The organism is Mucilaginibacter sp. (assembly GCF_965277465.1).
GTDB lineage: Bacteria > Bacteroidota > Bacteroidia > Sphingobacteriales > Sphingobacteriaceae > Mucilaginibacter.
Genome location: NZ_CBDICW010000001.1, coordinates 1,211,024 through 1,230,287, shown reverse-complemented (window position 1 = coordinate 1,230,287; position 19,264 = coordinate 1,211,024). Strand labels below are relative to the sequence as shown.

Annotated in this window: 19 protein-coding genes; all 19 read left to right on the top strand. The window is 39.7% G+C overall.

Annotated elements, in window-relative coordinates; all coding sequences use genetic code 11:
- The first annotated feature begins 4 nt into the window (after positions 1-4).
- Genes ACQY4U_RS05680 through ACQY4U_RS05590 form a run of 19 tightly spaced genes read left to right on the top strand, consistent with a single transcriptional unit; the run spans position 5 to position 19,256 of the window.
- On the top strand, positions 5-664 hold the full coding sequence (locus ACQY4U_RS05680; RefSeq protein WP_428328424.1) for a CatB-related O-acetyltransferase: 660 nt from the start codon (positions 5-7) through the stop codon (positions 662-664).
- Positions 651-1,541 carry an alpha-1,2-fucosyltransferase gene (locus tag ACQY4U_RS05675; protein ID WP_428328423.1) on the top strand — a complete coding sequence of 297 codons (891 nt, stop codon included), beginning with the start codon at positions 651-653 and terminating at the stop codon, positions 1,539-1,541. The genes ACQY4U_RS05680 and ACQY4U_RS05675 overlap by 14 nt, the downstream gene beginning before the upstream one ends.
- The gene (locus ACQY4U_RS05670; RefSeq protein WP_428328422.1) at positions 1,526-2,572 is read left to right on the top strand and encodes a glycosyltransferase family 2 protein; all 1,047 of its coding nucleotides are present in this window, start codon (positions 1,526-1,528) and stop codon (positions 2,570-2,572) included. Before ACQY4U_RS05675 ends, ACQY4U_RS05670 begins: the two co-directional genes overlap by 16 nt.
- Positions 2,569-3,690: a glycosyltransferase family 4 protein gene (locus ACQY4U_RS05665; RefSeq protein WP_428328421.1), complete on the top strand. Its 1,122-nt coding sequence runs from the start codon at positions 2,569-2,571 to the stop codon at positions 3,688-3,690. Before ACQY4U_RS05670 ends, ACQY4U_RS05665 begins: the two co-directional genes overlap by 4 nt.
- A 15-nt stretch (positions 3,691-3,705) precedes the next feature.
- Complete coding sequence (locus ACQY4U_RS05660) at positions 3,706-4,707, top strand: glycosyltransferase (protein WP_428328420.1); 1,002 nt, start codon at positions 3,706-3,708, stop codon at positions 4,705-4,707.
- Positions 4,707-5,603, top strand: coding sequence for a hypothetical protein (locus tag ACQY4U_RS05655; protein WP_428328419.1), 897 nt, complete (start codon positions 4,707-4,709; stop codon positions 5,601-5,603). Before ACQY4U_RS05660 ends, ACQY4U_RS05655 begins: the two co-directional genes overlap by 1 nt.
- Positions 5,604-5,625: 22 nt before the next feature.
- Positions 5,626-6,768, top strand: coding sequence for a glycosyltransferase family 9 protein (locus ACQY4U_RS05650; protein ID WP_428328418.1), 1,143 nt, complete (start codon positions 5,626-5,628; stop codon positions 6,766-6,768).
- The gene (locus tag ACQY4U_RS05645; protein WP_428328417.1) at positions 6,768-7,697 is read left to right on the top strand and encodes a glycosyltransferase family 2 protein; all 930 of its coding nucleotides are present in this window, start codon (positions 6,768-6,770) and stop codon (positions 7,695-7,697) included. Before ACQY4U_RS05650 ends, ACQY4U_RS05645 begins: the two co-directional genes overlap by 1 nt.
- A gap of 26 nt (positions 7,698-7,723) precedes the next feature.
- Entirely contained in the window at positions 7,724-9,109 is a 1,386-nt protein-coding gene (locus ACQY4U_RS05640; protein ID WP_428328416.1) for an MBOAT family O-acyltransferase, read from the top strand.
- Positions 9,110-9,147: 38 nt separating this feature from the next.
- A complete protein-coding gene (locus ACQY4U_RS05635; RefSeq protein WP_428328415.1) occupies positions 9,148-10,218 on the top strand; it encodes a hypothetical protein in 1,071 nt (356 codons plus the stop codon).
- A 13-nt stretch (positions 10,219-10,231) separates the two neighbouring features.
- Positions 10,232-11,011 (top strand): FkbM family methyltransferase, encoded by a 780-nt coding sequence (locus ACQY4U_RS05630; protein ID WP_428328414.1) that lies wholly within the window; start codon positions 10,232-10,234, stop codon positions 11,009-11,011.
- Positions 11,012-11,017: 6 nt separating this feature from the next.
- Positions 11,018-11,893: a glycosyltransferase family 2 protein gene (locus ACQY4U_RS05625; RefSeq protein WP_428328413.1), complete on the top strand. Its 876-nt coding sequence runs from the start codon at positions 11,018-11,020 to the stop codon at positions 11,891-11,893.
- A complete protein-coding gene (locus tag ACQY4U_RS05620) occupies positions 11,890-13,110 on the top strand; it encodes a glycosyltransferase family 4 protein (protein WP_428328412.1) in 1,221 nt (406 codons plus the stop codon). The genes ACQY4U_RS05625 and ACQY4U_RS05620 overlap by 4 nt, the downstream gene beginning before the upstream one ends.
- Complete coding sequence (locus tag ACQY4U_RS05615; protein WP_428328411.1) at positions 13,110-14,036, top strand: glycosyltransferase; 927 nt, start codon at positions 13,110-13,112, stop codon at positions 14,034-14,036. The genes ACQY4U_RS05620 and ACQY4U_RS05615 overlap by 1 nt, the downstream gene beginning before the upstream one ends.
- Before the next feature lie 10 nt (positions 14,037-14,046).
- The gene (locus ACQY4U_RS05610) at positions 14,047-15,105 is read left to right on the top strand and encodes an acyltransferase family protein (protein ID WP_428328410.1); all 1,059 of its coding nucleotides are present in this window, start codon (positions 14,047-14,049) and stop codon (positions 15,103-15,105) included.
- Between the two features lie 34 nt (positions 15,106-15,139).
- Positions 15,140-16,102, top strand: a complete 963-nt coding sequence (locus tag ACQY4U_RS05605) for a hypothetical protein (protein ID WP_428328409.1) — start codon at positions 15,140-15,142, stop codon at positions 16,100-16,102.
- Between the two features lie 2 nt (positions 16,103-16,104).
- Entirely contained in the window at positions 16,105-17,070 is a 966-nt protein-coding gene (locus tag ACQY4U_RS05600; protein ID WP_428328408.1) for a glycosyltransferase family 2 protein, read from the top strand.
- A 22-nt stretch (positions 17,071-17,092) separates the two neighbouring features.
- Complete coding sequence (locus tag ACQY4U_RS05595; RefSeq protein ID WP_428328407.1) at positions 17,093-18,301, top strand: glycosyltransferase family protein; 1,209 nt, start codon at positions 17,093-17,095, stop codon at positions 18,299-18,301.
- The gene (locus ACQY4U_RS05590; protein WP_428328406.1) at positions 18,285-19,256 is read left to right on the top strand and encodes a hypothetical protein; all 972 of its coding nucleotides are present in this window, start codon (positions 18,285-18,287) and stop codon (positions 19,254-19,256) included. Before ACQY4U_RS05595 ends, ACQY4U_RS05590 begins: the two co-directional genes overlap by 17 nt.
- The last annotated feature ends 8 nt before the right edge of the window (positions 19,257-19,264 follow it).

The window sequence follows — 19,264 nt, the reverse complement described above, 5'->3', positions numbered from 1 at the left end:
AAACGTGATTTATATTTTTAAGAAAATCATTAATAAATTCTTCAAAAAAAAAAAAGTAGAACTAAATGCACCTGCTAAAGAATTAAATTACATCATTGACAAAAGTAGCGTTGGTAAGTTTTGCAAAATAGGAAAAGACTGTTACCTGTTTAATACAATAGTAGGCGATTATTCGTATCTAAGTAAAAATGTATCGTTTATGAATTGTTCGATTGGGAAATTCTGCTCAATTGCACAAGGCGTTAGTGCAAGTTTAGGCATGCATCCATCATCAGTATTTGTAAGCACGCATCCTTCCTTTTTTTCATTATCTAAACAAAATGGCATGACTTTTAGTGATAAAAACTATTTTGAAGAAATGGGGAATACAATCATTGGTCATGATGTTTGGATTGGTGTAAACGCTATTATTATGGATAATATTACCATACATAATGGTGCAATTATTGGAGCAGGAGCAATAGTTACAAAAGACATTCCAGCTTATGCTATTGTAGTTGGAGCTCCGGCACAAGTTATTAAATATAGATTTGAAAAAAGTGAAATTGAATTTTTAGAAAAATTCAAATGGTGGGACAAAGATGAGGAGTGGCTAAAAGCCAATTATAAAGACTTGCATGATATTAAACTCTTTATAGCAAAGTACTCTAATGATCCTCACTAAACTTCAGGGTGGATTAGGAAATCAGATGTTTCAGTATGCTGCGGCGAGGGGATTATTAAAAAAAGAAAGTCAGGTTTACCTCGACCATAGTTTTTTAGATGAGAATTTTAAAGATACTGAGCACTTTACGGCAAGAAAATATGAGCTCCATATTTTTAAAAACATAAAAGCTGGCAAAGCTACTTTAAAGCAAATCAACCTTTTTAAAAAGCCTTCGGCTTATCTTAAAGCTTTAATATATTTTTCAAAAGGTTTTTTCAGGCTGTTGCAACAACAGGGAAATGAGTTTGTATCATTACCAAACCCGGTTAATAATCAGTATTTATATCTTGATGGTTACTTTCAATCTGAAGAATATTTTAAACATTGCCGGGAGGAATTGCTTAAGGAGTTTCAATTTCCGGAGTTGGATTTAGTGAATAAAGTCGCACATCAAAACATTACAGATGTTCCTAATGCTGTAAGTATTCATATCCGTCGTGGTGATTATTTAAAGTCGAAGGTGGTTTCTGATATACACGGCGTATTACCCATTGATTATTACCAAAAGGCTATTGAGTTTTTACAAAATAAACTTAGCCCATTAACGCTTTTCGTATTTTCGGATGATGTGGCTTGGGCGCAGGCAAACCTAAGTACAGACAACCTTGCAACACATTATATTAACCATAATCAGGGCGAAGATAGCTGGAAAGATATGGCGCTGATGAGTTATTGCCGTCATCATATTATTGCTAACAGCAGTTTCAGTTGGTGGGCTGCATGGTTAAATCCATCACTCGATAAAATTGTTATTGCGCCAAAAAATTGGTTTAGTGACCCTCAATTAAATTCACAAAGTCAGACTATTATCCCTGATACTTGGATAACACTGTAATCAATCCGTTGGTGAGTATAATTATGCCGGTATATAATTGCGAAAGCTTTGTGGCCGAAGCTGTCAAAAGCATACTTACCCAAACGCTGACTGATTTTGAATTGATCATAATCGATGATCATTCTACTGATGGTACTTGTGGTATAATTGATGGTTTTCAAGACCCAAGGATCGTTTTCATCAAAAAACAGGAAAACTCAGGCCTTATCAACAGTCTCAACCTTGGTTTATCCATATCTAAAGGACAATTTATAGCAAGGATGGATGGCGACGACATCAGCCATGCTACCCGGCTCGAAAAGCAGGTTGATTTTCTTAGTGAGCATCCTGATATTGCAATTTGCGGCACATGGTACCAGCTAATGGATTCTAACGAAATAGTTAAAAATCCGGAAGTAAACGAAAGTATTAAAATCGCTTTTTTAGATTATTGCGCTTTAGGTCATCCTACGGTGATGTTTAGGAAAGACTTTATAACCTTCCATAAATTAGATTATAACCCGGATTTTTTTGCGGCCGAGGATTATGACCTGTGGATCAGGATTTCTGCCTTAGGCAAGTTGGCAAACCTGCCCGAAGTGTTGCTTTCCTACCGGTCGCATGCCGAACAGGTTTCGATAAAACAACAGGCTAAACAATCGGCCAATGCAGACCGTTGCCGCATTAGGATGATGTGCGCCCCTTTAGCACAATCAACAATTACGGATATAGAAACAAGCACCTTGTTAGTTAGAAAAACGCCTATAAAAAGCCTTGAAAAACTAAAAGAAGTTTTGAACTGGCTGGATAAGCTTTTCGACAGCAATCAAAATACGACATTTTATAAAGCAGACTTATTTAAAAGCTTTATCAAAAAGAAAAAGAAAGAACTGGTGCGCACATTTTATTTGCATACCACATCATACAGCCCAAAAGTATTACTTGAGTTTAGTATGGTAAATGAATTTCGCGGTTATTTTACAAGTTTGGAATATGTAAAGCTGGCATTTAAATGTGCTGTTTACTGGAGGGCAAATTCAAGCGTTAAATGAGAAAGCAAATTATTCTCACCAAACTATTTGAATTTGGGGGTAGTAACTCGCACCTCAAAATGCTCATTAAATATTTCGGTGATCAAAATATCATCCTGGTATTAGAGGATCAAAACCAGCTTCAATATCTTAAAAATATTGGCGAAGAAAACACTATTAAGATAAAGATCCTATCCGGGCTGCACAAATATGCGCATTTAGCCTATCCATCGGTATTATCAAACCTAAAGGAGTTTTTAAAAGTATGTAGGTCTGTTACATCAATATTTATACTTTGCCTTAAAAACAATTTTGCCGGGGTAACCATCAACGTGGTAGAGCCTGAAAAATACTTATACCTATTGTGGCTGCCATTTATCAGGGTAAATTATATAGTACATACAACGCCGCAAAACAGATTTACTTTTTTTACTACCTATACCTGCAATGCCCGGTTAGGGAAAAAGAAAAAACTCATTACCGTGTCAAAAAATAACAAAGCCTTGCTTTGCGAAAAATGGGATATTGCAACTCATAAACAGTCTTTTGTAAAGGTGATCTATAATTGTATTACTGAAACAGAAACGCTAACTGCCCCGGCTGATTTAATGGACAAAAGCAACCGTTATATTATTACAATGGGCCACGTTATAGCTTATAAAAATCCTGTGCTTTGGTTCAACGTGGCTAAACAGGTTACAGCAATTTATAATGATGTACATTTTATGTGGCTGGGTAACGGCCCCCAATTGAACGAACTAAAAAAAGAAGCACCTGAAAATGAACGGATCACTTTTAAAGGAGCAGTTAGCAACCCGCAAGCTTATTTAAAAAACGCGATCATTTATTACCAGCCAAGCTTACATGAAACGCATGGCATTGCTGTTTTAGAGGCGATGTACAATCATTTACCCTGCGTTGTATCAGATGCTGGTGGTTTACCCGAATCTATCCAGGATAATTATAATGGCTTATTAGTTTCGCCGCTAAACGAAGCGGAACATGTGTCGGCTATTATAAAACTAATTAATAATGACGCATTGCGTAGTGAGTACGGACTTAATGCATATAAAAAGTATCAGCAATTTTTTAGTTACGAAAAATTTAGCGAGGCGATGGATGCCGCTTATCTTAACTAAATGAATAATTAAGTATTGGAACCGGGTATCTCTGTAATATTATGCTGTTATAATAGCAGCCTTCGCTTACCCGAAACTATTAAACACCTTGCCGGGCAGCAGGTATCTCCCAATATCCCCTGGGAAGTAATTGTAGTTAATAATGCATCTACGGATAATACAAGGGAAGTTGCAAGGCAGGAATGGGCTAAATATAATGTTCCCCATACAGGCTTTACTATTCTTGACCAGCCAACGCCAGGAAAAAATTATGCATTTAAAACAGGTGTAAACCACGCTAAATATGCGTACGTACTTACCTGCGATGACGACAACTGGCTTGCCCCCAATTATATTGAAAAAGCATTCGGCATAATGAGTGCCGACCCTAAAATAGGCGCGCTTGGTGCACATGCGGTATTTGCACCACAGGAGCCTTTAAACAAAGAGATTGCCAATTTCACCAACTTTTTTGTAAATGGCCCGCAAACCTGGGTAGCTAAAGATCATTGGGTTTATGGCGCAGGCTCGGTATATAGGAAAAGTATTCTTCAGGATCTTTTTAACAATGGCTGGCAGCAGGTAACAACAGGTCGTACCGGAACAAGTCTTATCTGTGGAGAGGATGTAGAGATCTGCTTTATGATCTACTTGAGCGGATATAAAATTGTAGCTGACGATAAACTACTATTTAAACATTTTGTACCCGCACAAAGGCAAAAGTTAGCTTATATAGTTTCGTTAAGTTTTTGGCTCAGCTATACCAATGTACTGCTCAATAGTTATTTTGCTATTTTAAATAATGATGAACGCCCCATTAAACAAATTATGGACAATTGGTTTAAAGGCGCAACCAAAACCCTTTTAAAACAAACCCTTATATTCGGCTACTACAAAACTATTTCGTTAGGGAAACCCACGGCTGAGCAACAGATCACTTTTAACAAGATCTACGGCACATGGAGCGCCCTGTTTAAAAACAGGAAAAGAGTTATTGATCACCATAATAAAACGAAAGCCTTATTAGCCATTAAGTGATGACTGAAGAACTGGCCCCCATTATATTATTTATTTATAAACGCCCCGATCATACCCGGCGCGTTTTAGAGGCATTGCAAAAAAATATGTATGCCAGTAACTCTGTTCTATATGTTTTTGCTGATGGGGCAAAAAATAATGCAAGCGCCGAAGATCTGAAAGTAATTGAGCAAACACGCGCCGTTATTAAAGAAAAAAAATGGTGTAAAGAAGTAACGCTCATCATCCGTGAAACTAATATGAACCTGGAGGATAACGTTATTGATGGCGTTACCCAGATTGTTCAAAAGCATGGTAAGGTGGTAGTTTTAGAGGACGACATAATAACCTCGCCCTACTTTTTGAAATATTGTAATGACGGGTTGAAAATGTACGGGGATACTAAAAGCGTTTTTTCAATTAATGCATTTATGTTCCCCATTGATTTTGAAACGGAGCCAACTACGTTTTTGTGCCCGCTGGCTACAAGCTCGTGGGGATGGGCTACCTGGGCCGACAGGTGGGCAAAGTTTGAAACGGAGCCCAAATATGTTGATGCGCTGGAAGATAACTGGATGTTAAGGAGCCGGTTCAATTTTGGCAGCACCAATCATTTCAGCATGCTTAAATACATGAACACCTGGGATCTGCGTTGGTACTACACCGCATTTATCAATAACGGCGTGGGCGTGTTTCCTACCAAATCATTAACTAAAAATATTGGTTTTGATGGCAGCGGTACGCATGGCGGTAATGAAGATTTGGAGCAGGATATCTACCTGTCCGAATTTCCGTTAGTCTACCAATCCTCTATAAACCTTAACGCCTACTCAAAATTGCTTTACTACTTCAAAATAGTTCCGCTTTCTATCAAACAACGAATAAAGAACAGGATCAAAAAACTGATCAACTATTAGATCAATTTGAAACCTGGCCGCTATGCCCATCCTTAGTTCAGCAAAAAACAAATTTAAGTTTATCATTATCCGGGTATTGGCCCCGGCTATACTTAAGGTGCTGTTCTTTTTTGTTCCCCGCAAAAAGAACACGTTATTGATAGTAAAAAATGATGGCATAGGCGATCACCTGCTATTCCGCAACTACCTTGAGTTTTTAAAAAATGCTGAAAAATACAAGCATTATAAAATATATCTGCTGGCCAACAGGGCAAGCAAAGATCTGGCGCTCCATTTAGATTCGGATACGGTTGATGGCTTTTACTGGTATGCAGATGGTTTCTTTTTAAAATGGGATTTAGTTAAATTGCTATTCGCACTGCAGCGCTTAAGGATACAAACTATTATTTACCCCAATTATTCGCGAAAATATGTTGCTGATGAGCTGATAAATAGCATAAACGCAAAAACCAAAATTGCGGTTGACGGCGACCTGATCAATCAATCAGCAGCATTAAAAAGCAATGGCGATAAATACTATTCCCAACTTATAAGCGTAGATACCGTACCGCTGCACGAGTTTGATCGTAACAAACAGATCTTTGAGGCGCTTACGGGTGAGCAGTGCCAGCTCTCCGCCCCTTTTATAAAAAAAGACCATTTAAACATAACGCCTAACAAAAGCATAGTAATTTTTCCCGGGGCAAGTACCGCCGATAAAAAATGGCCGGCAAGCAGTTTCAATAAACTTTGCCAGTCAATTATTTCAAATCTGAACATTAATATTATTGCAGCAGGCGGCAAGGATGATGAAAAGGAATTATCCCTTATTGGTCATAACTTCCCCGGCGGAAAGTTTTCTGCCCTGCCAGATTTAAATCTAATCGGTTTGTGCCAGCTTATTGGCGGTGCAAGGTTGTTGATTTCGGGCGATACCGTTGCTATCCATATCGCGGCAGCATTAGCTGTACCGGCTGTTTGTATTTCAAAAGGCGATCTATACGGCAGGTTTGTACCTTATCCATCAACTATCACCCATAATATTCACACTGTATTCCCTGCTAACTATACAGCCGACATTAAAAACTACGATCAGTATTCATCATTCACCATTAATGATATAAGGGTGCAGGATGTATACCATATTATTGAAAAAGTGATAACTGCCCAGGCACTAAACAAATAATGAAGCTACCCGATCTAAAACAATACCGCTCAAATTTTACAACAAAAGGCGTGGCGATGCCTTTGCCGCAGGTTCCAACAGCAAAACAGGGTTTACTAACTCTTTTACCCGCGGCACCGGCAGGCAAATCGGGCTGGCCGTGGACAGAAGAAACCGATCCCGCCATTTATAACAGCAGGACAGACTGGCCCAAGGTCACTATTGTAACGCCATCGTACCAGCAGGGACAATTTATTGAAGAAACCATAAGGGCCGTATTGTTACAAAACTACCCTAATCTTGAATACATTATTATGGATGGCGGCAGTAAAGATGATACCCGCCAGGTTATAGAAAAATATGCACCCTGGATAAGCTACTGGCAAAGCGAAAAAGATGGCGGTCAGGGCCATGCCATTAATATGGGTTTCAGCCTGGCATCGGGCAATCATTATGGCTGGATCAACAGCGATGATCATTATTTAAAAAATGTTTTTCATACGGTGATAAGCATCTTTTTAAAAACCGGGGCCAAGTTTGTTTACGGATACGGAGTTAACCACTATACCGACGAAAACCGCTTTGACACGGTTAAGGTATTGCCTTTTTTAGATTATTTTATCAAGATACCCGCGCTGGTGCAGCCGGCAACCTTTTGGGCTGCTGATATTCATAAACCCATATGGGAAGAGCTGCACTGCTCTATGGATTTTGAACTATGGCTTCGGCTGGTAAAAGGAAATAAAAGAAAGCTGATAAGGCAACCGCTTGCCATAGCCAAAGTGCATGATGATGCCAAAACTTTCGACCCTAAACTAAAGGTAAAATGGGAAGAGGACCATTTAAAGATCTGGTCGGCAGATGCACACGGCGAAGTGTTTGAATGGAAAAGGATCAATTTTATAAACAGGATAAGGATTAAGCTTTACCGGCTTTTTAAACTAATATAATCACCAAAAAGTATCCGCTAATCTGAATGCTATTTAACTCCCTCCTGTTTTTACTGTTCTTTTTAATAGTTACCTCCTGCTATTATTTACTGCCTTATAAAATAAGGTGGGTATGGTTACTGGCAGCCAGCTGCTATTTTTACATGTATTTCAGGCCGCAGTATATCCTTATTATACTGTTCACCATTATTGTTGATTATATAGCAGGCCTGCTTATTGAAAAAGCATCGGGCAAAAAGCGAAAGCTCTTTCTGCTCATCAGCATCATAGCCAATGTTGGCGTGCTGGCGTTTTATAAGTATTTTAACTTTTTTGCGGAGAATATTAACTTCCTGCTGCCATCAGCCACACATAAAATACCACTGCTTGATTTCATTTTGCCTATAGGCCTTTCGTTCCACACCTTTCAGGCTATGAGTTATACTATTGAGGTATATCGCGGCAACCAAAAGGCCGAGCGCCACTTTGGTATCTATGCCCTGTATGTAATGTTTTATCCGCAAATGGTGGCTGGCCCTATTGAAAGGCCGAAGCATATATTGCCGCAGCTGCACCGGGTAAATAAATTCAGCAACAGTAAATTTATAACGGGCATCTTTTTAATAATTGTAGGCCTGTTTAAAAAAATGGTGATTGCCGACAGGCTGGGCCTTTATGTTGATCCGGTTTTTTCGCACCCGCATAGTCATTCCGCCCTGGATCTGCTTTTGGCTACCTATTTTTTCGCCTTCCAGATCTATTGCGACTTTAGCGGATACTCGGACATTGCCATCGGCGCAGCCCTTACCTTAGGTATTGAGCTGATGAAAAACTTCAACATGCCATACCTCGCCAAAAACATAGCCGAGTTTTGGAAACGCTGGCATATCTCGCTCTCTACCTGGTTCAGAGATTATTTGTACATCCCGCTTGGCGGCAACCGGGTATCATTTTTTATAACCTGCATAAACCTGCTTATTGTATTTATGGTAAGCGGCCTTTGGCATGGTGCCAACTGGAAATACCTGGTTTGGGGTTTTATACACGGCTGCTTATTGATTATTTATCAGGTTTTAAAAAAGCTCAACATCCAATTAAAAGGCTTTACCTATTTAAAATGGCTTATTACCTTTAATATGGTTTGCCTGGCATGGATCTTTTTCAGGGCAGATACCGTTGCCGATGGCTTTTATATCCTTCACAAGATCTGCTCTTTTAATGGCCTGGCTTATTCAGCCAATTCAATTATGGCAGTTAAGGAGATTATATACTGTGTGATCATTATTATAAGCCTGTTGGTTGGCGAATGGTACCTGCGTAATTATACCGCCTTCTCTAACAAAAAAAAGATCATTACAACCATTGGGTTAATTATAGCCTGTTACTTTTTAGGCATATTTAACGAGGCTCAATTTATTTACTTTCAGTTTTGATACGTAAAATAGCTTGCTTACTGGTGTTATTAATAAGTATGGTTATCCTTTTAGGATCAATGAACCAAACCTTTATTAACAAAATAAAAAGCGATAGGTATTTTGATCACCTGAAAGCCCCGACCGGTTATAATAGCTCGTTGTATTACCGTGTTTTTGTACGATCAGACCACTGGCGCTACGGCGACCTTTATGGCGTATCGTTCCTGCATGATTATAAATTTCCGCTGGAGCCTTTTAAAGAATATAACCGGGATGGCCGGAAACCATTGACCGGCCGCATACTTTATATAATTGGTGATAGTTACCTGGCTGATAAAACCCTGAGTGGTGCTTTTGATGGATTTGATAACGTGGTTTATTTAGACAGACGGTTTCCATTTGGCCCGATAACCCTTGACAGCACCAGGCAAAACTACCTGATTATGGAGTTTGCCGAAAGGAACCTGAATGATTACGCCCTGGGCAAAACTGCCGAAAAAAGATGGGCAGCAAAAGATATAGCCGCTAAATTAAACTTTAACCCCACAACCGCGAATAGTGCTGCTGATGCCTACTTACCAACAAGCATTCCGGAGAGAATAAATAAGGTTATTTTTAATAAAGACCTGAGCCGGAACCTTGAACTTTTGCTTTTTGATGATAAGCTTTTCACGCCAATTAAAGAGCTTAAAGCAGCTATAAATTATAAACTGTTTGGCAGGGTGGCTAAAGAGGTGGCGGTAAGCACTGATAAGAAGAGGTTATTGATGAACATAACGGTTGATACCTCAAACCGCGAGTCTGATTTCAGGAACGTAAATGATGGCGAACTGAAAAAACTGATCGGCAACCTGGATGATGCAAATAAATATTACCTTTCTATCGGCTTTAAAAAGGTGATCCTTTCGGTTGTTCCAAATGCAGTTTCGGTTTATGATGATAAAAGAATGCCTTATAATCACCTGCTTGAGCGGGTTGAACAAAATAACCGTTTCCCGGTCATAAGTATTTTCAATAAGTTTAAAACAGCACCGGATAATATCTATTACCGGAGTGATACCCACTGGAACCCAACTGGGCTTGATACCTGGATAAAAGAAGTAAACAAAAATATAAACACATGGTAATTATAACAGCTGAATGAGATCTTCATTAAAGAAAGCAATTGGACCAAAGGTTATAACTCAATTAAGAACCTGGTTCCCCTCAGCTGTTCAAAAAAGATCTGAGTTAAGAGAGATTGAGCGCAAAGCCGTATTTTATTCGTCATTTATCAAAAAAGGCGACACCTGTTTTGATGTTGGCGCCAACGTAGGCAACCGCATAGCACCGTTATTATATATCGGCGCTAAAGTAGTGGCTGTTGAGCCGCAGGAAAAGTGCGCGAAGTTTCTGAAACAAAAATTTGGTAACCAAATAACGCTTATCCGTAAAGGATTGGGCGAGGCAAAGAGTGTTAAGGAGTTCCATATCTCAAATGATTCTACTATTTCTTCCTTTTCTGACGAGTGGATCAATGCGGTTAAAGACACGCATCGCTTTAAAGAAAAGAACTGGAACAAAGCCGTAATGATAGAAATGACCACTGCCGATGAAGTGATTGAAGCCAATGGCATACCCTCATTTATAAAAATTGATGTGGAAGGTTATGAGTTAGAGGTACTGAAGGGCCTTACCCAACCTATCGGTTTGATCAGCTTTGAATATACCGTACCCGAGCAACCCGACAGGGCCATAATGTGCCTTAACCAGATAGAAAAGCACAACAAAAATATTGAATGTAATTACAGCATTGGCGAAGATCTGGTTTGGGCGCTTACGGATTGGCTCTCGGCCGAAGAGATGCGCAACCACATCTTTTCCGAAGGGTTTAACCAAACCAGCTTTGGCGATATTTACATCCGTACCAAACAAGCCTAAATACGATTGACCCCATTCTTTTCTATCATCATTCCATTATATAATAGTGAAGGGACGCTAAATGATACTATTCATAGTATCCTGATGCAGGATGAAAAGGATTATGAACTTGTTTTTGTAGACGGGGCATCTACCGACAATACACTGCAGATAATTGCAGACCTTCAAAAATCAAATCCTGAAGTACGGATCAAGATTTTGTCTGAACGCGACAATGGTATTTACGATGCCATGAACAAAGGGCTTGATTTAGCCAAAGGCAGCTGGTTTTATTTTATGGGCAGCGATGACAGGCTCCACTCGCCTGCTGTCTTAAGCGACATACAAAGGGAGATCAACAAAACGGATACCGATCTTATTTATGGTAACGTGTACGGCATATCAAGCGATACAAGGTATGTGTATGATACGCTTTCAAAGGTTTTATCAACCGGCATCCATCACCAAAGCATCTTTTACAAAGCCTCACTTTTCAATGAGTTTGGTAAGTATGATCTCAGGTTTAAAACAGCGGCAGATTATCATTTTACACTCAAAGTATTTTTAAACGATAGCTTCAAAAAAAGATACCTTGACATGGATATAGCCGCTTATGGCGAATCGGGCTTTAGCTCACAAAATTACGACCATACCTTTTACAGCTATCAATACAAAATGCTGGCGCAAAATAATGGCATTGCAAAAATAGATGAGCCAAAAAGATGTTTGGATACCTCGGTTTATTGCTGTTTATACATGGCTAAAGACAAGGTCAATATTTTATTTGCCTGGCAAAACTTATTATACTATGTTACGGGCCAAAACCCATTCACTATAGGTTTCAGAATTAAAACCATTGCCCGCATGCTAATGTGGAGTTTAACACCCGTAAAAAAGGCATGAACATCGGGCTGCTGACACCTTACTATCCTGATGCCCAAACCACCAATAGCGGCCTGGCAAATCATTTTGCAGTATTGGCACAAGCTTTGGATAATTTGGGGCATAAGGTTGTCATTATCCATATCCGTTCGGCTTATGAGCAGGATGATGTACCCGTCGAGCAAAGCCTCAGCAAAAATATAAACCTGCTTACTTATAAGGTTAGCCTGCCTGCATGGCTCCATAAAAAGCTTAAGAATAAATGGGCCGTAACTGATCTTTTGCTGAAGCTAAAATGCATGGCTACAGCATTTAAAAACATTAACCGGATAAAAAAGAAATACAACCTGCAGGTAATTGAAACAACCAGCTATTTTTCATTAGGCTACCTGTATCTATTTAAAAAACAGCAGTTGCCCATAGTTGTAAGGGTAAGTACCACCTTTTTGCAGATGATGGATAATTACTATCCCTTTAAATCAAGGGCGCAAAGGGAGCTGGGCGAATTAGAAATCAAAATGATCAAAAAAAGCCGTTTCCTGATCACCCATGCGCATGACCATGCCCGAGAGATAGAAAAACTTTACAGCGTAAATGCAAGCAATTTCACCATTATACCGCATGGTATTAACTTGCCGGTAGTTGCCGCATCAATACAAAAAAAGGATACTGAGCCTTTAAAAATATTATACGTCGGCCGTTTTGAATACAGAAAAGGCACCGATACTTTACTGCAAGCTATTCCATTGGTACTTAAAACAAACCCCAATGTTCATTTTGAATTGATAGGATCAGACCCTAAAAATGAATATGAAACAGGGTTTAAGGCTCAGAATAGCCCGCAAGTGTTTGCCAACGTTACCTTCAGCGGCAATGCGAGCAATGAAGCAACCAATAATGCGTATGCTGGATGTGATATTTTTGTAGCCCCATCAAGGTATGAATCATTCGGTTTAATATACATAGAAGCCATGAGTTTTGGTAAGCCGGTAATAGGCTGCAGGGTTGGCGGCGTGCCTGAAATTATAGAAGATAACCAAAACGGGCTGTTTGCTGAAATGGCCGATCCGGTAAATCTTGCCGAAAAAATACTCATCCTCATCAACAATCATCAGTTAAGAATAGATATGGGAATAAATGCCCGTAAAACAGTTGAGGATAAATTTACCAAAGAGAAACTCGCCGAAAACTCGGTGGCTTATTATAAACAGGCACTAACCCTTTTTAAGCAAGCCTGATGGATGTATCAGTAATTATACCCACATATAACCCCAATATTGAGCGGCTTAACCAAACACTTAACGGTTTAAAGCAGCAAACTTTAGCCATTGATGCCTGGGAACTGATCATAATAGATAATAATTCATCCTTCAACATCGCCGAAAAAATAGATTTAAGCTGGCATGCAAACAGCCGGATAATTGCTGAACCCAAACAAGGCCTTACCTATGCCCGCTTAAAAGGCTTTTTAGCAGCCAAAGCAAACATTATTATTTTGGTTGATGATGATAATATTTTAGACCAGCATTACCTGCAAAACACTTTAGAGGTCTTTAAAAACAACCCAATGGCGGGTGCTATCGGTGGCAAATCCATCCCGCTGTTTGAGCAGGAACAACCGGAATGGCTGAAAGAATTTTATGGAAATTTAGCGCTGCGCGATTTGGGCGAAAACATAATTTTAAACACTTGGGATAATACCTACCCGGCATCATCTCCTATTGGTGCAGGCATTGCGATAAGAAAAGCGGCACTTGAAAATTATATTGCCAAAGTAAGCAGTAATACAAAGCTGATAACCGATAGGTCGGGCAGTTCACTAAGTTCGGGGGGAGATAACGATATTGTTTTAGAAGTACTTAAAGCAGGCTGGCAGGTTGGGTATTTCCCTTCACTTAGCCTGCTGCACATCATTCCAAAGCAAAGAACCCAGGTTGAATACCTGTCACGGTTGATCAACAATACCAACCGGTCATGGATCCAGCTGCTGGAGTATCATCAGATCAACCCCTGGAAAAAAATACCTTTGTGGACCGTGCCCCTAAGAAAAGCTAAAGCCTGGCTTACTTACAAGGCCTGGAAAGGCGATGCTAACCACATCAGGTGGAGCGGGGCCTGCGGAACATTCGACGGATTATCTGATATTAACGGACCTTTACAGTAATTATAAATAAATGACGGATAAAAAAAATGCATTCGATCTGCTCAGGCTCCTGTTAGCACTTTGCGTATTAATTACGCATGGTATTTTGCTGGGCGGCTACAAACTGCATGATCCGCTTTCTTATCCATCAAAAGGGCAAACAGATTTGGCCGAGTTTGGCGTTATGGGCTTTTTTACGCTTAGCGGCTACCTCATTACCGCAAGTTTTGACAGGGCCAAAAATATCTGGATCTTTTTAAGTCACCGTTTATTAAGGATCTTCCCTGGCTTTTGGGTATGCTTAATAATAACTGCATTTATAATTGCTCCGCTTATTTTTACTTTAAGCGGCAGGCCGTTAGCTACCTTTAGTTTTACAGGGCCCGAAAGCGCTATTGGGTTTGTTTATCATAACTTTTTACTGAAAATAAACCAATGGAGCATCAAAGACCTGTTAAATTTTGAAGCTTATAAAGATTCCCTGAATGGCAGTTTATGGAGCTTGTTTCCCGAAATGCAATGTTATTGCTTCACGTTGCTGACAGGCTCATTGGGCCTTTTTAACCGGAACAAGTTTTTATACCTCATTTTCAGCATTACGGTATTTGTATTTTTTGCCATCAACTTTAATTTTTCAAAAAGCTTTGGGCCAACTATACTGATATTATCCCCGGCACTTAAGCTTTATGCATCGTACATGGCGGGTGCGCTGCTCTTCATCTTTCGCGATCAGTTATCGCTTGATAAAAAAGGAACTATCTTTTTACTGCTCTTTACCCTGATGCTCATAAAATTCGGCGGCTATAACCTGCTATCGCCGCTTCTAATTGCAATGGTGCTGATCAATACCTTTCAGCTGTTTGAATTTAAGATCAGGTACGATGTATCGTACGGCTTATATATCTACAGCTTCCCGGTACAGCAATTATTGTTTCAGCTTGTAGGGAACAAGCTTCCGGTGATTGTTTTTATAGGCCTTGCCCTGTTGATCTCCGCTATATTAGGATTGCTAAGCTATATTTTGGTTGAAAGGCCATTTATTAATTTACGAAAAAAAACAGACAAAGCTTTATTAGGGCTTACTCAATAAACCGGCCTGCAAATCTTTTATTATTACAGCATAAATGTCATTCATAGGCAAATTAGTATATAAACTCTACTTCGAAAAAAAATCGAAACAGGCTACCATTAAAAAGTTTGGCGGCAAACAGAACTATTTAAATATGCTGGCCGCCGAACAGGAAATGAAAGCCTATGCTTTAAATAAGCTGACTATAAAGAGTGACTTTACGCCGGATGGGAAATTTAAACTGAACTTTTTAACGGGCGATAAATTTATTCATCAGTCGTTGTTTTGCACCTACAGTTTTTTCAGGCACCTGAGTGCCGATGAAGCCAAAACTTTTTCTGTCAATTATTACAGCGATGGTTCTTTAAGTGATGCCACCTCAGCCATTTTAAAAACAAGGTTCCCCAAAATAAAAGTGATCAGCTTTGAGGAATCAATGGCGGCTGTTAATGCTGTTTTATCCACAGCTGCGTTTCCGTATCTAACTAAAAAGATAGAAACCCTGCCACTGTTTAAAAAAATGATCTTCCCGCATTTAAGTAATAAGGGGCCGGCTATCTTTTTTGATTCCGATATGCTTTTTATACACAAACCAACAGCATTTTTAAACTGGCTAAATGAACACGGTGATATTGCCGACCATACACTTTGTATACAGGATGTGCAAAGAAGTTATGGTTATACAGATGCCGAGATCCTGAAAATATGGCCGGTGCCTATCAAAAATGATGTAAATTCGGGCATGTATGCTATGCATAGCGAAAAAATGGATCTGCCATTTATCGAAAACATGATCAAAGAGTTTGATACGCAGTTAGGTACACAATACTATATGGAGCAACTGATAACCGGGATATTGCTGGAAAAATCGGGTAACCTGTTTGTCGCCCCGCCATCTGATTATATCGTGTCGCCCACAACGGAGCAGATTATAAAACAAGAGGGTGTGCTGCATCATTATGTTAATGAATCCAAAGAGTTTTATTTTAAAGAGAGCTGGAAACAACAGCTAACTTAATAATGAGCAACGAGCCGGGAAATATAAACATGCCGTTGATCTCCATCTGTATGCCTGCCTATAATTGCGGGCCGTTTATACAGCAAACATTGGCCTGTTTGTGCGCACAAAGCTATTCAAACATTGAAATAATTGTGGTTAATGATGGCTCTACAGATGATACCAGAGCCCAAATTGAAAGCATTACCGACCAAAGGATCACCCTGATAAACTTAACCAACGGCGGTGCTGCAAAAGCCCGTAATATTGCTTATCAACATTCAAAAGGCAAGTACATTATATTTTTTGATGCGGACGATCATGTTAAGCCTGATTTTATTTTGCAGCAGGTAAAAAAAATAAATGATCTTGATGATGTAGTGGTATTAGCAGACTGGGGTCGTTTTTATGGCGATGACTTCAACAGTTTTGTTAAAGAAGCTAATACTTACGATGAACTTTTTTTTGAGGACTGGATCAACGATCATTGGCATAACAATGACCCAATGACCACACCCGGCAGGGTAATCATTCCAAAAAAAATAGTAGAACAAGCCGGGCCATGGAACGAAAGCCTGAATTTAAATGATGACCTTGAATTTTATTCGAGGGTGTTTTTAAAGGCTAAAAAAATACTATTTAACCATAATGCTACTTTTTACTACCGGTCAGGCATAAAGGGCTTATCTTCTAAAAAAGGATCAAATGCTTATTTATCATTGTACAAATCCATCCAACTATCAACGGAACTTATTTTAGCACATTTTGGCGATAATGCACATATTAAGCAAAGCTGCGCAAACCTTTGGCAGGGCTTTGTACATGAAGTATACCCTTACGAAAATGAATTAACCCGCAAAGCCGAACAAAATATCAAGGCGCTTGGCGGGGCTAATCTTCCGTTTTTGGCCGGGGGATATACAAAAACATTAGCCACCCTGATTGGGTGGAAGCTTACCAAAAAATTAAAGAACAGCTTTAAAAATTAACTACCCAAAAAACACAGGCTCATTGGCTTATAAAGTACTGATCATATCACAATCGCATCTTTGCCGTAATCCGCGGGTTTTAAAAGAGGCTATTGCATTGAGTGAAAATGGGTATACCGTTCATATTTTAAATTCAATATTTTCAAAAGAGTTACAGTTGATGGATCTGGAATTGATTAAAGATCATCCATCTATTCAGCTTCAAAGTATTTCTGATCTCACGCAAAAAGGTTGGTGTTCTTTTACCGATCGCCTTGTTTATAAATTAGGCGGTTTGCTGGTTCAGTATTTTAAGCTTGAATCATCACTGGCACTTGGTTATGGTGCACACAGGTATCTGAAAAGGTGCAGGGCCATTAATGCAGATCTCTACAGCTGCCACCAGGAGTTAGCTACCTATTTGGGTACCCGGTTAATTGAGGCTGGTTACAAGGTAGCATTTGACCTGGAAGACTGGTACTCGGCAGATTTGCTGCCCGAAGCAAGAACAAAAAGACCTGTAAACCTTTTAAAAAAGGTTGAAAGTATTGCGCTTAACACGGCTACATTTTGTGTGACCACATCTCAGGCATTGGCAAAAAAATTAGCTGATGAATACCATTGCAAACAACCTGCAGTGATCTACAACGTATTCCCTTTAAAAGAGCAGTTATTGCAAAAGGAAAAGTCGTATTTACCCCCCTTAAAGTTATTTTGGTTTTCGCAAACTATTGGCCCGGGCCGTGGTATTGAAGAGTTTATGGGCCTGTTAAAAGCTATGATTAAGCCCTTGCAGTTGCATTTGCTTGGTGATGTTGATACCGGCTATCAGCAGCACTTAATAACTATGATACCTGCACAGCATACCTTATTCTTTCATCCGCAGGTTAGCGAAACAGAGCTCGCCAAAAAAATATCTGAATTTGATATTGGCCTGGCCCTTGAATTAACCAATCCGCCAAGTCGTAATTATACCATAACTAATAAATTTTTTCAATACCTGCAGGCGGGTCTTCCGGTTATAGCAACCGAAACCGCCGGGCAAAAAGAGATCTTTGATAAAATTACCCCCGGTATCATGATCCCCAAAAATCCGGATACAAAAGATATAGAACGTCTGCAAAACTGGCTCAATGATCCGGAAGCTATAAGCGAAGCCCGTGAAGTTGCAAAAAAAGCAGCATTAAAATATTGCTGGGAAAATGAGTCGACCAAATTATTAAGCTTAATTAACCATGCCTTCCAGTCCTAAAGTAAGCCTGCAGATCAATCTTTCGCCCGGAGATTATTTACATGCTAAATACCTGCTTAAACACCAGCTTAAAGCACTATCAGGCCAGGTTGATGAGATACTTTTAACGGTTGATACCCGCGTCAGCAAAGGCCGTTTCAGTACGGATTGGGAAATTTATAAAGATGCTTTAAACACCTTTTTAAAAACTGAGATTGAGCCGGGATTCAAAGTGCGGATTATTTTTGTAGACTATAGCAAACCCGTTAAACAAGCCATTGCCCAATACTTTTTTGGTGGGGATCATATCCCCGATAAAGATTTTAGGGGCGGCCCTTTCTACGCTTACTTTTTTGGTTTGTTTAATGCAGCAAATGACCTTGTTTTTCATTTAGACTCAGATATTTTTTTGGGCGGCGGCAGCCAGACCTGGATTAATGAGGCAGTTCAGCTTTTTAAAAATGATGCAAGCTGCTTCACCGTATCGCCGCTACCTGGGCCTCCGCACCCCGAAGATATATTGATAGGCCAGGATATTGAAAGCAAAATAGCCCCTTATACATTTGCTTTTACCAACATGAGCACGCGGATATTTATGCTTGATAAATCCCGGTTTAAAACTCAGAAACTATCACTTAAAAAGCCGGCCATCCGTTCGCAGATCAAGGCGCTGATCGACGGAAACTCTAATGCTGATCTGCCGGAACACATGATCTCTGATTATTTGAAGAAGCACCACTTAAAACGCATCGACTTTTTGGGCGATAGCCCCGGCTTGTGGTCATTGCACCCACCCTATCGTTCCAAAACATTTTACGCAGGCTTACAAAAACTGATTTCCGATGTTGAAAATGGTGGTCTGCCTGCCGCGCAAAATGGCTATTACGATGTTGTTGACGAGGTTTGCGATTGGACGGAGGGCCGCCAAAACTTAAAAAACAAACGCTGGTGGAAAAGATATTTTTCACGGGCATAACACTTAAC

Bases quoted from the DNA above. Each gene is read 5' to 3' on its own strand.
- ACQY4U_RS05630 (WP_428328414.1), top strand. From the start codon at position 10,232: ATGAGATCTTCATTAAAGAAAGCAATTGGACCAAAGGTTATAACTCAA.
- ACQY4U_RS05675 (WP_428328423.1), top strand. From the start codon at position 651: ATGATCCTCACTAAACTTCAGGGTGGATTAGGAAATCAGATGTTTCAG.
- ACQY4U_RS05620 (WP_428328412.1), top strand. From the start codon at position 11,890: ATGAACATCGGGCTGCTGACACCTTACTATCCTGATGCCCAAACCACC.
- ACQY4U_RS05645 (WP_428328417.1), top strand. From the start codon at position 6,768: ATGAAGCTACCCGATCTAAAACAATACCGCTCAAATTTTACAACAAAA.
- ACQY4U_RS05615 (WP_428328411.1), top strand. From the start codon at position 13,110: ATGGATGTATCAGTAATTATACCCACATATAACCCCAATATTGAGCGG.
- ACQY4U_RS05600 (WP_428328408.1), top strand. From the start codon at position 16,105: ATGAGCAACGAGCCGGGAAATATAAACATGCCGTTGATCTCCATCTGT.
- ACQY4U_RS05605 (WP_428328409.1), top strand. From the start codon at position 15,140: ATGTCATTCATAGGCAAATTAGTATATAAACTCTACTTCGAAAAAAAA.
- ACQY4U_RS05655 (WP_428328419.1), top strand. From the start codon at position 4,707: ATGACTGAAGAACTGGCCCCCATTATATTATTTATTTATAAACGCCCC.
- ACQY4U_RS05665 (WP_428328421.1), top strand. From the start codon at position 2,569: ATGAGAAAGCAAATTATTCTCACCAAACTATTTGAATTTGGGGGTAGT.
- ACQY4U_RS05635 (WP_428328415.1), top strand. From the start codon at position 9,148: ATGGTTATCCTTTTAGGATCAATGAACCAAACCTTTATTAACAAAATA.
- ACQY4U_RS05610 (WP_428328410.1), top strand. From the start codon at position 14,047: ATGACGGATAAAAAAAATGCATTCGATCTGCTCAGGCTCCTGTTAGCA.
- ACQY4U_RS05640 (WP_428328416.1), top strand. From the start codon at position 7,724: ATGCTATTTAACTCCCTCCTGTTTTTACTGTTCTTTTTAATAGTTACC.
- ACQY4U_RS05650 (WP_428328418.1), top strand. From the start codon at position 5,626: ATGCCCATCCTTAGTTCAGCAAAAAACAAATTTAAGTTTATCATTATC.
- ACQY4U_RS05590 (WP_428328406.1), top strand. From the start codon at position 18,285: ATGCCTTCCAGTCCTAAAGTAAGCCTGCAGATCAATCTTTCGCCCGGA.